This is a genomic window from Streptomyces sp. NPDC050416, from assembly GCF_044458845.1.
In the GTDB taxonomy this organism is placed as follows: Bacteria; Actinomycetota; Actinomycetes; order Streptomycetales; family Streptomycetaceae; genus Streptomyces.
In genome coordinates this window covers 1-13,354 of record NZ_JBITII010000018.1, presented here as the reverse complement: position 1 = coordinate 13,354, position 13,354 = coordinate 1, and the positions used below count along the sequence as shown (strand labels likewise).

Here is a 13,354-nt window from a genome sequence, read left to right as displayed (position 1 = left end):
GGCCGGCGAGGCCCGCAGGGCGGGCCAGAGGTCCGCGGTCCGCCCAGCAGCAGTACGCGTACGGGGATGTCGGTCCGGTGCAGCAGGGCGTTGCTGAACAGCCAGGTGAGCGAGGCGAGGGGCCAGCGGTCGGCGTAGTCGACCAGGAGGAGCAGGCCGGCGGAGCCGGCCGTGCGGAGGTCCTGGCTGCCGGGGGGGGCGGCAGGACACCGCCGGGGCCCTCGGTCGCGGTGACCACCTTCCAGCCAGCCACGGCCCGATCGCGTGCCAGCTCCTGTTCGGCCCGGTGCAGGATGTCGCGTTCCTGGCCGGTCTGGGTATCGAGTGAGTCCTCGTGGTCGATGACGATGGCGTGGTCAGCCGGCTGGGGGTACCTGGGCCCCGTAGGCCCGTAGGTGCCGGTCGTCGCCGTGGCGGGTTCGCCACAGCCGGCCGGGCGCGTGCCAACGGAGCTGGAGCGACGTCTCGCGAATCGCAGTGGTCAGCCTTGAGGCTCCTGCGGTTTGACCTCGACCTCTCGCAGGCTCTGCTCTCTGAGCTCGGTGCGCGCCTCGGTGCGGTGTCCACGGGCGATGTAGTCGCGCACGACCGCTTCGACGGCGTCCTGGGGCGAGCCGACCCCGGCCAGGACCATCACTTCCACTACCAGTTCGGCATCGAGACTGATGTTGACCTTGGCCACGAGCGGCCTCCCTTCGTCGGTCCGGGACTCTAACAGCCGCACAGCAGACCAGCGCGGCGGCGAGCACAGCGCCACGGGCGATCCGGATGCGCAAGTCTGTCCTTTTCCTCAGGTGCCAACTCAGCCCCGAGCCCACGACTTCCACCGTTGCCGGTCGGCAACCACCAGCCGACGACGACAAGTTGCACAGCGGCTTCTGAGCCAATCCGCTGAATCCTCGACGCACCGCCGTCCGTCGAAGTAAAGAATGGGCGCCGTCAGGCCCGCACCACCCGGCCTGACGCACCGTAGGGCGGAGCGGGGAGGCACCCATGAAGATGCGGCTGGTCCGGGATGACGCTGCCGCGGCCCTCGCTGTCATCGCGGCGGCGCGGCTGACGGCCGACTGGATCGAACGTCGGCCGGATCCTGTCCCCTACGAATGGCTCCGTCGCGAGCCCGAGGGCGAGGAAGTGTTCCTCTCCCGCCCAGACGGGACGGTTCTGCGTACCATCGTCACGGGTGACGGGCCAACGGTGGTGCTGGCCCACGGCTACGGCGTCTCGCTCTTGGAGTGGAATCTGGTGCAGGCCAGCCTGGTGGCCGGCGGGCACCGTGTCATCGTCTTCGATCAACGCGGCCACGGAGGGTCGACGTTCGGTGCGGACGGCATCGGCTCCGGCCCCATGGCGCAGGATTACCTAGCGCTCCTGGAGCACTTCGACGTCCGCGACGCAGTGCTCGTCGGGCATTCCATGGGCGGGTTCCTGGCACTTCGGGCCGTGCTAGACCATCCCGGCGTCGCCCGGCGGCTGCGCGGTCTGGTGCTGTTCGCGACCTGGGCGGGCCGCATCTACGACGGAGCACCGCACAACCGGCTGCAGATCCCACTGCTGGAGATGGGCATCCTCCAGCGGCTGGCACGCACCCGCACGGGCGGAGTCCTCTTCGGAGCCGCTCAGTGCGGCAAACACCCCTCTCCCGCGATGATCGAGATTTTCCTCGAGGTCTTCCTCCAGCAGGCCCACACCCCGCTCCTGCCGATCGTGCGGGCCTTCGCCCGCGAGGACCGTTACCCGCGCCTGGCCGAGATCACGGTCCCCACCGTCGTCATGGTCGGCTCGGCCGATCGCAGCACACCGCCCAGCCACGCCCGACGCCTGACCACCGGCATACCGGGCGCACGGCTTGTCACCGTGCCGGACGCTGGACACATGCTGAACTGGGAGAGTCCCCAGGCCCTGGTGCAGGCCGTCGTCTCCCTGCATCAGGCTCATTGACCCACGGCCCGAAGCGGCCCCCAGAGCATCAACGGCGCGTAGCAGAGACAGAACCTGGCAGCCTCCCATCCGCCGGCCTGCCCGGGGAGCCGTCCGGCAGACCGGCACCTCGGACCGTGGCCCCCCTGATCTTCATCCCAGACGCCATCGGAGCCACGACCCTCATCCTCCTTGTTCCCACGGTTACTTCTTCGGCCGCCTGCCGCACCCCCAGGTAGAACACCCCGAGCGGAGCGAGAGCGAACGACCTGGAAGAGCGGCCAGCGCCTAGCTCCGTCCGCTTGGAAGGCCGCATTGACTCGAGCTCGCCAGGCGGACGGATCCCTCAACGGCCTCCCCGAGAGCAGTCTCGGTGGCTGTCCACCTTCGGGTCGTGAGGAGCCAAACATAGGAAGATTGGGCGTTTGGCCCGCTCTTCCTCGCTGAGCGGCAGGATGAACGGCCGGTCCGGCGCAATGCTGTCCTTGACGGTGACATGGTTACGCAGGGCTTGCAGGACGTTCGATGGTGAGGCGGATCCGCCGGACGCTGCTGATGCCTGTTCGATGGCGGCGGCAGCTGCCCGGAAGGAGTCCGCTCCGGTGGAATAGTCACTCCCGCCGTCGGCCCTGTGCAGGACGGCTCGGTCGGAGAAGGAGATGTAGTACAGGTCCACCGCGGCGTATTTGTGCAACTTCGCCCATGCGGGCACGTCCTTGGACTCGATCAATGTGTTGACGTCGGAGGCGATGACCGGGAGGGGGGAAGACTTCGTTGTGCCGTCCCCGCCGCAGGTGTCTTGCACCTTTGCAAGCACTTTCGGAAGCTGGGTGCCCCGGGCGGCGTAGAAGGTCGTGCCGTGGTCCGCGTGCAGATCACAGATTCTCTTGGCGAGGTCTGGCAGTCCCCGTGCTGTGGCGGTGCTGTTCCCGGGCCTGGGGGCCGGAACCTGCGCGAACCAGGGATCTTCGACGCCGATGCCGCGGGCTTTGAGCCGCCTGGCGAGGCCGTCCCGCAGTTCGTTGCTGTAGCGGTCCTTGCTGTCATAGACGATCAGCGCCTTCTCGCTGCCCCAGTTCACCGCACGCCTCACCATGACCTCGGCCATGCGCTCGTTGGTCGGCTGAGTATGGAAGAAGTTCCGTGCTTCCTCAGCCATGAAGTCGCCGGTGACGGAGGCTCCGATCACGGGCATGCTGTCACCCAGGCGGTTGATGGCATCGACCGATTCCTGACGGCTCTGGGTGATGCCGATCACTGCGGACACGCTGCTGTCCTGCTCCGCCAGCCGCTTGACGCGGTCCGCGACCGCTTCTCCCTCGCCGAAGGCGAAGCCGGTGTTCGCCACGAGGATCTTGAGCATTGGCGTGTCGTGGTCCACCATGGCCCGCTCGTTCCAGGTCTTCTGTGCTTCCGCGGCGCCTCGGAGCTGTAGCACGCCTGCTGGGACGATCTGCTCGCTGCGTGCCTTGGGATCGGCGGTCAGGGGTGCCAGAAACACCACCGTGCGGTGGGCTCCCCTCACTGCGGCGTTCTGGTGACGGATCTGCTCCTGCAGCTCACGCAGCAGAAGCTGTGACTTGTTGCCCGTGGTGAAGTAGCAGCCTTTGGTCTCGGTGTCCACGCCCACGACCTCTTTTCCCACCCGCCAGGTGCCGCGGCAGGGATCGGATGAGCCATCCCACAGGTCGAACGCCGGCACCTCGTTCCGCAAGGCGAATCCCGCAGAGCACATGACGGCCAGCAGCAGGGCCGGCACGGCCCACCCCGCGTGCGCACGGACCGCGCCCACCACAGGGGGCGTCGCTTTGGCGTTGAGCGTCAGCCACCTGGCCACATCGGGCTGCTCGAGCCCGCGCTTCATCAGCACGTCGATCCGGCGGGGCCCGGGCGCGTTCGCCGACCGGGCTCCAGGCAGCCTCAGCACAGCGGCAGCCTGGTCCAGGCCGACCGACGGACCGGCGCCGGTGTCAGAGCCCTCAGATTCGCTCCGTTGCCCCGCCACAATCACCAGCGGAGGGCGCGCACCCTGCAAGACGAGTTCGTGGTGCGCCTGGAGGAACTGCCGTACGACAGCGCCCCGAGGACCGCCGAGATCGGGCACCAGCAGCACGAAAGGCCACACCCTGCGCCGCCGCCACGGCCGGAACCGGCTGGGCCGGACGGCCCGGGACAGATCCGTTGACAGAGCTTCCACCAGCAGGTTCAACCTCAGAAGCCGGTGCTGTTCCGCATCCGCGGTGCGCAACCGTGTCGCGGCCTGGATGAAGTCCCTGGCGGCCAGCCCAGCACTGGTCATCCGACGGGCATACCACCGCATGCTGCGATTGAGCCTCCATCGGTGCCATACCTGCACGGGCCACGACAGGACCACGGTCCAGATACCTGACAGCCAGCGTGGGAGCGCGGCGTTGTCCAGCCCCTGTTGCACGGTGCGGAGAACAGGAGTGCGCTGCTCCCAGCAGGTCCACAGTCCATGAGTCATCGCACGGTGCGGATCCTGAGGGATAGGGGGGACACCCGGCCCCGCGTCCGTGTGCTCGTCGCCGGGCATCGGTACATCGAGGACGTCCCGGCAGGCCTGGAACGCCGGCATGTGCAGCGTCCCTGCATGCCGCGGCATGGAGTTCTTCCACTCCATGACGAGGAAGTCGAGCAGGTCGACGTCGGGTCTGACCGGTTCGACGTCCGGTCTTGCAGCTTCGTTCCCCGAGGCCGTCGACGGGGACACGACAGCACGAGGGACGAGGTAAGTGACGTCGTCATCGCTGCCCGCCTCGAGCCGACCGCCGTAGCCGGACACGAAGGCCTCGGCCAGTCGCGACCCGGCCCCGTCGTCCCGGAGGACGATCACGGGCAGCTCTCGGCCGCCGCTCGGCCGCGTCACCAGTTCGTCGAGAGCTTTCACAAAGTCGATCACGTGTTCAAGAGCCGGAATGGACACAGCCCTCCCCCTCCCCCACAGCGCGGTTCTTGTGGGTGGATGATCTCCTCGTGGAGGTCAGAACACCGCCCCGATGTCGGACTTGCCCAAACTTGCTTGAAAAGGTCACTCGATGGCTCACTCCGGATCGAGATCCGGAGGTGGCCTACGCCAAGTTGCCGCAGAAACCGGTTCGGCTCCGCCTGGCACAGGACAGCACCCGCCGCCTGGACCCGGCCTTCCAGCACACCGGCTGACGCCACACGACACACCCGGAGCCCTGGTTACCACGGCCGGGCCGGCAGCCCCGGTAACAGGAAAGAGGAACCTTTCCCGGTCGGCCTGGCTACCCCAGCAATGCACCTGGCCGCCTACCTCGACCCGGCCGGACACCCCCAGAGCCTGTGGGCCGAAGCCGCAGTGACCAGCTACCTGACCGCCCACCGCGATCCGTCCGACACGTTACTGACCGCCCCTCAATCCGCCGAAGTCACCAAGGAGCAGGCCCAGGCCACGCTCCGGTATTGCACCGCTACGGGCTGCTCACCATCGACCCCGGGAACGGCCACCGCGCCGTGCGACTGCACGCCCTGACCGCCCGCGCCACCCGTGAAACCATCCCGGTACCCCAGGCCCCCGCAACTCGGCTGAACCGATAGCCGCCCACCGGCCCGGCAGTGCGGTGAACGCCGTGGAGAATCTAGGTTCAGTTCCCGCAAGAGCAGTGGAGAAACCAGGGAAATCGACCGTGTGTTCTTGCATTCGCCGGGCACCAGGAGCGACGGAGGTTGATAACTATGGTTCCCCTGCTTCTCGTTCTTCTCCTGGCTCTGATCCTCTTCGGCGCGGGCTTCGCGATGAAGGCACTGTGGTGGATCGCCGTCATCGTGCTGGTCGTCTGGCTGCTGGGCTTCGTCATGCGCTCCGCGGACACCGGCGGCCGCAAGGGCCGCTGGTATCGCTGGTAACCCACCACACAGCAACATGCCTGGGGCCCCGGATACATCCGGGGCCCCAGGCATGTCCCGGATCAGGACATCCCTCCGGGCAAACGGTGTAACTACCACCCTCCCGGGAACCGGGCCTCATAGCTGGGGCCCGGTGAAGCAGTGGAACCTGCGCCTCCAAACCACCGGACCCCAGCCACCCCGACACCCCGCACGCCGCGCCCGACAAACAGCATCTGCCGCCGCAGGCCGCGCTTGCAGCGACGTCAGGCGGTGAGGACCGCGACGTAGTCCACGAGCATGGGGTGCCCGGGGCGGGTTTGCGGCGTGGGGGTGGAGTGGCCGGCCAGAGCGTTGGGGAAACCGCCACCGATGGCGACGTTCAGCAGGAGGAAGTGCCCCTGGGCCGTGGCCGCTCGCCAGGCGGCCGGGTCGACCTGGGTGGAGCTGACGGTGTGGTAGCGCCGCCCGTCGACGAACCAGCGCAGCCGCTCGGTGGAGGTGCGGCGATCCCATTCCAGGGTGTAGGTGTGGAAGGTGCCGGTGCAGCGGGTCCAGGGGCAGGTGGTGCTGGCGGCCAGGCCGGTGCTCTCGTTGCACGGCCCCCCGGTGGGTGTGCCGCAGTGCATCACGCCCCAGACGCGGTTCAGGCCGTTGGCGTTCTCCATGATGTCGAACTCACCAGACGCCGGGGAGGGGGCCCCGGCCCGGTAGGAGGCTCCCAGGGTCCAGAAGGCCGGCCAGTAGCCTTCGGCGGCGGCGCCGGTGACGGCGGGCAGCTGGATGCGGGCCTGGATGCGCATGCGTCCGCCCGCGGGAGGCCTGAAGTCGCTGCGGCGTGTCTCGATGCGTCCGGAGGTCCACCGTCCGGCACTGTCCCGCAGGGGGGTGATGCGCAGGTTGCCCCGGCCGTCGTGGCTGAGGTTGGCGGGGTCGGAGGTGTAGGTCTGCACCTCACCGGTCCCCCAGTTGGGCGGGCCGCCGGGGTATCCGGTGCCGGCATCGATGATCCACTTATCGGCATCGGGCAGGCTCCCCGCGCGCCCGTTGAAGCCGTCCGCCCACTGAAGCCTCCATGCGTGGGTGGCCGACGCGGGAGTGCCGCCGGCGGCCAGCGGGGCCAGGCCCGCGCACAGGGCGGTCAGTGCAGCCGCTAGCGTCAGGCGCGTACGGCGGTTACGGAAAGGCATTCTCATCGGGCTGACCTCGCTGGGTAGTGGTCAACGGACTCCGCGCCCGGAAGGTTTTTTGCACCATATGCGGCGTGACGCCCGGCTTGAACCACGACACGAGGAAGACATCTGCACCTGCATCGGGGGTGTGATCCCTGCGGCCTGCCGGTGGTCTTCGCCAGCACCGGCTGGAGCACCACTGCATCCGACACGTGGTCCTATCTACCCGCTTTGCTTGGATTGTGATGGTTCGTCACTAGAGTCCTTGCTGATGATCTCAGCGAGGGGAGCACGGATGGCCGCTACGCACGTCCTGGTGATCGAGGACGACAGGGATGTCAGTGCTCTGCTGCAGCGGCATCTGTCCGCGCTGGGCTGCCGGGTGACTGTCACGGAAACAGGTGAGCAGGGCCTGGAGGCGGCGTTCGCCGATCCGCCGCAGATCGTGATCATCGACATTCTGCTGCCGGGCATCGATGGCCGCGAGGTGGTGCGCCGACTGCGCACAGACGAGCGGACCCGCAGGTGTCACCTGGTCGTCTCCTCCGTTGTGGATGCCGAGGATTTGGTGGATCTGGCGACGGAGTTGCTCGCCAAGCCGTTCGGGTTGGCGTCGGTGACGGAGATGGTCGACTCCTACCAGGAGTCCGAGCGGCGGGAGCAGTAGTGGCCTGTGTTCTCGTCGTGGACGACGAGCCTGATGTCCGGCAGTTGGTGGCCTACAAGCTGAGACGGTGCGGTCATGAGGTGACGGCCGTGACCGACGGCCCGGCGGCGCTGCGGGCGGTGCGCGAGCTGAAGGTTGATGTGGTGCTGCTGGACGTCGTCATGCCGGGGATGACCGGCCTGGACGTCCTGCAAGAGCTGCGCGCCGATCCCGCCACCGCGAAGCTTGCGGTCATCCTGCTCACCGCCCGCAGCCAGGAGAGCGATGTGTCGGCCGGGTTGTCGGCGGGGGCCGATGACTACCTCCCCAAGCCGTTCTCCCTGTCGGAGTTGACAAGCCGGGTGCAGGCCGTGCTGGACCGGTCCGAGAGCTGACCATCAGGGTCGACGCCACTCCATGCCGTCCGACTGGAGGAGATCGCTCGTGACCAGCAAGCCGGGAGAGAAGGCCGATAGCGTCGCGCGGCGGCTGACAGCTGCGTTCGCTGTCACCACCGGGCTGATCCTGCTGGTGGGGACCGGCGCACTGACCGGGGCCTTCCTGGAGAAGGCCACCCAGAACCAGATCATCGACCGGGTCCAGCCTGCCCTGGTCGACAACACGCATCTGCACGCCCAGGCCGCCCACATGCAGCGGTCCATGCGCGGTTACCTGATCACCGGCGACCAGGCCCTGCTGGCCGACTACCGCCGGGCGCGCGCAGGCTATCCAGCGATCGTCGCCGATGCCCGACGCCACACAGCCGGCGATACCGAGCGCAGCCTTAACCGGCAGGACCAGCAGCTCCAGGCGTACCTGCGAGTGGCTGACCAGCAGGCGCAGGTCTCCCCGCGAAGTGAGCAGGCGGCCCAGCTCACCCGCGAAGGCAACCGGCGCTTCGAGGCCTTCGAGGCCAACAACCACCGCCTGGAGACTCAGCTGGTCGGCGAGGCGAAGCGGTTGCAGCAGCGTGCCGACACGATCGTCACCGCCGGTGCGGCCGGACTGGGCGCCCTGCTGCTCGCAGCGCTGGCCCTCGCCCTGTACACCGCACGGCGCACCACCCGCGCCCTGGTTGTACCGCTGCGATCAGTGGGCGAGACCCTCGGCCGCCTCACCGCGGGCGAGCACGCCGTGCGGGCGGCGGAGTCAGGCCCTGCGGAGATCCGGTCGGTGGCTCGCTCGGTGAACGAGCTGGCGGATGAATCCGACCGGCTGCGCGGCATCGAGGAAGAACGCTACCGCCTGTCGGAAACCGTGAGGCAGCTCGGCCTGCGCATTCGTGAGCGCCTCGACGTCGGCGATGTCCTCAACGCCGCCTGCACCGGCATGGGCGAGGGCCTGGACGCCGACTACGTCTTCACCCTCCTCATGCAGGACAGCAACCCAGAGGTTGTTCCCGTCGCCCGGGCATGGTCCGCCCAGGACGGCCTGCTACCCGAAGAGCGTCAGCAGGCGCTGCCCCCCATCCCCACAGAGGTGGTACGCGAGCACTACCGCGAGGGATCCACCTGGACGGTCCCCAACCTCTCACACTATCTGGCGGAAACCACGCCCGTGCCGGGCGCTCCGGGCTCGTTCGCCCGCATCGGGCTGCCGGCGGCCAACTGGGCGGCAGCCACCGAACTGGGCCTGCACTCCATCGTGGTCGTCCCGATGGGCCTCGGCCAGGAGCCGATCGGAGCGGTGTGCCTGGCCCGCACCCGCCCCGACCAGCCCTGGCGGCCGGTGGAGACGGAAATGGCGGAGGCCATGGCCGCCGGCGTCGCCCGCGCCCTGCACACCTCCAAGCTCTACGAGAAGGAAACCCGTCTGGTTCAGGAACTTCGTGCCCTGGACCGCACCAAGAGCGACTTCATCTCCACCGTCTCCCACGAACTGCGCACCCCGCTGACCAGCATCTCCGGCTACCTCGAACTCCTCAAAGACGAAGACGTCGGGCCCATCACCGAACCCCAGCGGCACATGCTCGACATCGTCAGCCGCAACGCCAACCGGCTGCGCACCCTCATCGAAGACCTGCTGACCCTCTCCAGAATCGAATCCGGCAAATACACATCCCGCAAGGCGCCAGTGGATCTGCGTCAGCTGATCACCGCAGCGATCGACGCGATGCATCCCGCAGCAGAAGCGGCTTCCGTCCGGCTGCAGGCCGACTGCCCCGAACAACCTTTGATCTGCGAGGCCGACAGCGATCAGATCGACCGGGTGCTGATGAACCTGCTGTCCAACGCAGTCAAGTTCACCCCGGCCGGAGGCCAGGTGCGCCTCCAGGCCGCAGCCCAGGACGGCCATGCCGTCCTCGCCGTGAGCGACACCGGCATCGGCATCCCCGCTGCAGAACAACGCCAGCTGTTCACCCGCTTCTTCCGCGCTTCCAACGCCACCGCCCAGGCCATCCCCGGCACCGGCCTCGGACTGACCATCGTCGACACCATCATCACCAACCATGGCGGCACCACCCACCTGCACTCCACCGAGGGCCAAGGCACCACCATCACCGCCACACTGCCCCTGACCACCAAGGACAACCCCGCACCGCCCTTGGAAGGCTGACCGTGCACGGTGACGAACAGGCCGCCAGGCTCGCCTCCGGTCATAGCGAGGACACCCAGGCCCGTCTTCCCGGGGGCATCCTCAACAGTGCATGGTGGTGGTTCCTGGCCGCCGGGGCTGTGGTGATCGTCGGCTACCTGGTGGTCACCGCCCCCGTACGCCATCTGATCTCCCCGGTGCTGGCGGCCTGTGCCACGGCCGTGATCCTGGTCGGCGTGCGGTGGCACCGGCCGCGCCCGAGCCGGTCCTGGTACCTGTTCGCTGCCGGCACGGGGCTGTTCACGGTGGCGGACGTCATCTTCGGCGGCTTCCAGGCCGCGGGCACGCTGGTGCCGTTCCCCTCACCGGCTGATGTGCTGTATCTGGCGGCCTACCCGTGCTTCGCCGCCGGCCTGGTCAGCCTGATGGCGGCATGGGGCAGGGGCGTGCGCTGGGGGGCCGTGCTGGATGCCGGGATCATCACCCTGGGGATGTCCACCCTGGCGTGGGCGTTCATCGTCATGCCCTACCTGCGCGGCCATCTGTCGGCGCTGCCGCTGGCGGTCTCCCTGGCCTATCCGCTGGCCGATCTGCTGCTGCTGGGCTTGGCCGCCAAGCTGGTGCTCGTCTCGGGGCTCCGGCTGCCGGCCCTCGCGCTGTTCACTGCGTGGGTGGGAGCCACACTGGCCGCCGACGCGCTGTACTACTCCACGCTGGCCGCGACCGGCGCTCCGATCGCCGCCGACGTCTCCTCCTCCCTGTGGATGGCCTCCTATCTGTTCCTCGGCGCGGGCGCCCTGCACCCGTCCATGGCCAGGACAACCCAGCTGGTGCCGCGCAGCCAGGAGAGGCTGTCCCGTGCTCGCGTGAGTGTCCTGACCCTGCCCGCCCTCTTCGGTCCCGTCCTGCTGATCGCAGACGTCGGCGGTGTGCGCGGGCAGGCCATACACGCCGTGGCCATCGCGAGCATCATGGCTGCTTTGACCGTGCTGCTGGTCGTGCGCATCACGCTCCTGGCACGGTTCGCCGAAGTCCAGGCCGATCAGGCCCAAGCGCGGGCCCGCACGGCCGAGGACGCCTTGCGGCAGCGGACTTCGCTGCAGCAGCAGCTCACCCACCAGGCCTTCCACGACGCGCTTACCGGTCTGGCCAACCGGGCGCTGTTCGTACAGCAGTTGGAACACGCCCTCAGCCGCCCCGCGGCGCCCCGGAACACTGCCCTGCTGCTGATCGACCTCGACGGCTTCAAAGACATCAACGACAGCCTCAGCCATCCGGTCGGCGACGAGCTCCTCATCACCGTCGGTCACCGGCTCCTGGGCGCAGCCCGCCGCAGCGACACTGTGGCCCGCGTGGGCGGGGACGAGTTCGCCGTTCTAGCCGAAGACCTCAAGGAGACTCCCGCCAAGACGTACGCCCAGCGGTTCCTGGACCGCTTCAGGGAGCCCTTCGCACTCTCCGGCCATCGCAGCGTCTTCATCACCGCCAGCATCGGCGTCGTCACCATCACAGAACCGACCACGTTCAACGACGCCCTCCGCGACGCCGACATCGCCCTGTACACGGCCAAAGAACGCGGACGCGACCGCGCGGAACTCTTCGATCCCGCCATGAGCCTGGGACGGCAGAGCCGGGCCCGTATCGCCCAGGACCTGCGCTACGCCCTGCCCCGCGACGAACTCACCGTGCACTACCAGCCGGTCATCCACCTGCCCACCGGACGGGTCACCAGCGTCGAGGCCCTGCTGCGCTGGGAGCGGGAAGGCCACTCCCCCACCCCGCCCGAGGTGTTCGTGCCCGTCGCCGAGGAAACAGGCCTGATCCACCCCATCGGCGCCTGGGTGCTGCGCGAAGCCTGCCGCCACGGCCGGCACTTGCACCACACCATCCCGAAAGCCCAGGCCCTGAGCGTGGCCGTCAACGTCTCCGGCCAACAGCTCAAGGACCACCGCTTCCCCGACACGGTGCAACAAGTCCTGCGCGAGACCGGGTTCCCCCCGGCCTCCCTGATCCTGGAGATCACCGAGAGCACCCTCGTCACCGACACCGACACCACATCCACCCACACCCGCGCACTGCGCGACCTCGGCGTACGCATCTCCATCGACGACTTCGGCACCGGCTACTCCTCCCTGGCCTACCTGCGCGACCTCCCAGCCGACATCGTCAAAATCGACCAGAGTTTCGTCCTGCGAGGCGGCAGCGATACCGACAACAGCCTCATCCAGGCCATCCTCGACGTGGGGCACGCCCTGGAGCTGGACGTGATCGCAGAAGGCATCGAAACCCCCCACCAGGCCGAGCGGCTGCGCTCACTCGGCTGCCCCCACGGCCAGGGCTTCTACTACTCCCCGCCCATGGCCCCCAAAGCACTGGAGGCCTACCTCGTCACCCAAGCCATCCTCACACCCACGCGCCCACACCTATGACCAAGGCATCCAGCCGCGCCGACCACCTCTCCCGGCGCCGGACCGAGCTTCGCACCGGCGACGTCCAACCGCACGCCGGTCACAGCGCTGTATCCAGCCGGCTCAGTTTGCCAAGCGGCCCCCATGTCAGCGGGAGTGGGAAGACGATCCTCCTGCTCGACGGTTGACCAAAAGGCAGTGTGGAGGCGGCGGAGTACCGGGCGCGGGTCCGGGCGCTCGACCATGTGCGGCCGGTCGACGGCGTCGACTACGACCAGCCCAGCGCCGGGAGCCGTCACGCCAGTCGGCGAACCGCGAGGTGCTCAGGGAGCGCCGGCCTTCGGGGTGGGTGCCACAGAAGACGAGCGCGGGCGCGGTCCCGCCCATCTGCACGCACCGGACTGCGAAGAGGTGCTGCAGGGCGCGCCGGACCCAATCATGGCTCCAGTTTTGCAAGGGGTGTCTGCGGGTGAGGTGACCGGGAACGTCACCCGGAACAGGAATCACGATGACCACTCCCCCGCCGATTTCGGAGCCCGACCCGTCCGCGCTGACGTGCCCCGGGTGACCGGGTGGGATTGTGCGCCGGGTGCCAGCGCAAGACGCACAAGTACGGCAGTGGCGGGTGCCCGCTGTGCCAGTGGTGCATGGCGCCGGTGATGGAGCGGTGGGGCCCGGGCGTGCGCTACGTCAGCCCACGCGTCTAGCTGTATTGACCTGCAGCGTTGTTCACGCGGCTGATGGGTGGCTTGCCTCCGAGTGCGGTGTGGCAGCGGTGGTGGTTGTAGGTATGCAGGAAGTCT

9 protein-coding genes and 1 pseudogene are annotated in these 13,354 nt (G+C 68.4%); 6 read left to right on the top strand and 4 right to left on the bottom strand.

Annotated features, from left to right (window positions below; all coding sequences use genetic code 11):
- Positions 1 to 481: 481 nt before the first annotated feature.
- Positions 482 to 682: a type II toxin-antitoxin system VapB family antitoxin gene (locus ACIBL4_RS37615; RefSeq protein WP_399416306.1), complete on the bottom strand. Its 201-nt coding sequence runs from the start codon at positions 680 to 682 to the stop codon at positions 482 to 484.
- 311 nt (positions 683 to 993) lie between these two features.
- Between ACIBL4_RS37615 and ACIBL4_RS37610 the strand changes: the two genes are divergently transcribed.
- A complete protein-coding gene (locus ACIBL4_RS37610; RefSeq protein WP_399416305.1) occupies positions 994 to 1,941 on the top strand; it encodes an alpha/beta fold hydrolase in 948 nt (315 codons plus the stop codon).
- Between the two features lie 325 nt (positions 1,942 to 2,266).
- Here ACIBL4_RS37610 and ACIBL4_RS37605 read toward each other — a convergent pair whose 3' ends face one another.
- A complete protein-coding gene (locus ACIBL4_RS37605) occupies positions 2,267 to 4,864 on the bottom strand; it encodes an ABC transporter substrate-binding protein (protein ID WP_399416303.1) in 2,598 nt (865 codons plus the stop codon).
- Between the two features lie 776 nt (positions 4,865 to 5,640).
- On the opposite strand from ACIBL4_RS37605, the gene ACIBL4_RS37600 reads away from it, so the two are divergent.
- A complete protein-coding gene (locus tag ACIBL4_RS37600) occupies positions 5,641 to 5,811 on the top strand; it encodes a DUF5670 family protein (RefSeq protein ID WP_279541689.1) in 171 nt (56 codons plus the stop codon).
- A 245-nt stretch (positions 5,812 to 6,056) separates the two neighbouring features.
- On the opposite strand, the gene ACIBL4_RS37595 is transcribed toward ACIBL4_RS37600, so the two are convergent.
- Positions 6,057 to 6,980 carry a glycoside hydrolase family 16 protein gene (locus tag ACIBL4_RS37595; protein ID WP_399416302.1) on the bottom strand — a complete coding sequence of 308 codons (924 nt, stop codon included), beginning with the start codon at positions 6,978 to 6,980 and terminating at the stop codon, positions 6,057 to 6,059.
- 298 nt (positions 6,981 to 7,278) lie between these two features.
- Here ACIBL4_RS37595 and ACIBL4_RS37590 point away from each other — a divergent pair, with 298 nt between their 5' ends.
- The 4 genes from ACIBL4_RS37590 to ACIBL4_RS37575 are packed head-to-tail and all read left to right on the top strand — an operon-like array spanning position 7,279 to position 12,572.
- Positions 7,279 to 7,629, top strand: a complete 351-nt coding sequence (locus ACIBL4_RS37590) for a response regulator (RefSeq protein ID WP_399416301.1) — start codon at positions 7,279 to 7,281, stop codon at positions 7,627 to 7,629.
- On the top strand, positions 7,629 to 8,003 hold the full coding sequence (locus tag ACIBL4_RS37585) for a response regulator transcription factor (protein WP_399416299.1): 375 nt from the start codon (positions 7,629 to 7,631) through the stop codon (positions 8,001 to 8,003). The genes ACIBL4_RS37590 and ACIBL4_RS37585 overlap by 1 nt, the downstream gene beginning before the upstream one ends.
- A gap of 49 nt (positions 8,004 to 8,052) precedes the next feature.
- Positions 8,053 to 10,164 (top strand): ATP-binding protein, encoded by a 2,112-nt coding sequence (locus ACIBL4_RS37580; RefSeq protein ID WP_399416297.1) that lies wholly within the window; start codon positions 8,053 to 8,055, stop codon positions 10,162 to 10,164.
- Positions 10,165 to 10,166: 2 nt separating this feature from the next.
- Positions 10,167 to 12,572, top strand: a complete 2,406-nt coding sequence (locus ACIBL4_RS37575) for an EAL domain-containing protein (RefSeq protein ID WP_399416296.1) — start codon at positions 10,167 to 10,169, stop codon at positions 12,570 to 12,572.
- Between the two features lie 682 nt (positions 12,573 to 13,254).
- On the opposite strand, the pseudogene ACIBL4_RS37570 reads toward ACIBL4_RS37575, so the two are convergent.
- A pseudogene (locus ACIBL4_RS37570) lies at positions 13,255 to 13,354 on the bottom strand (IS481 family transposase); the annotation flags it as partial.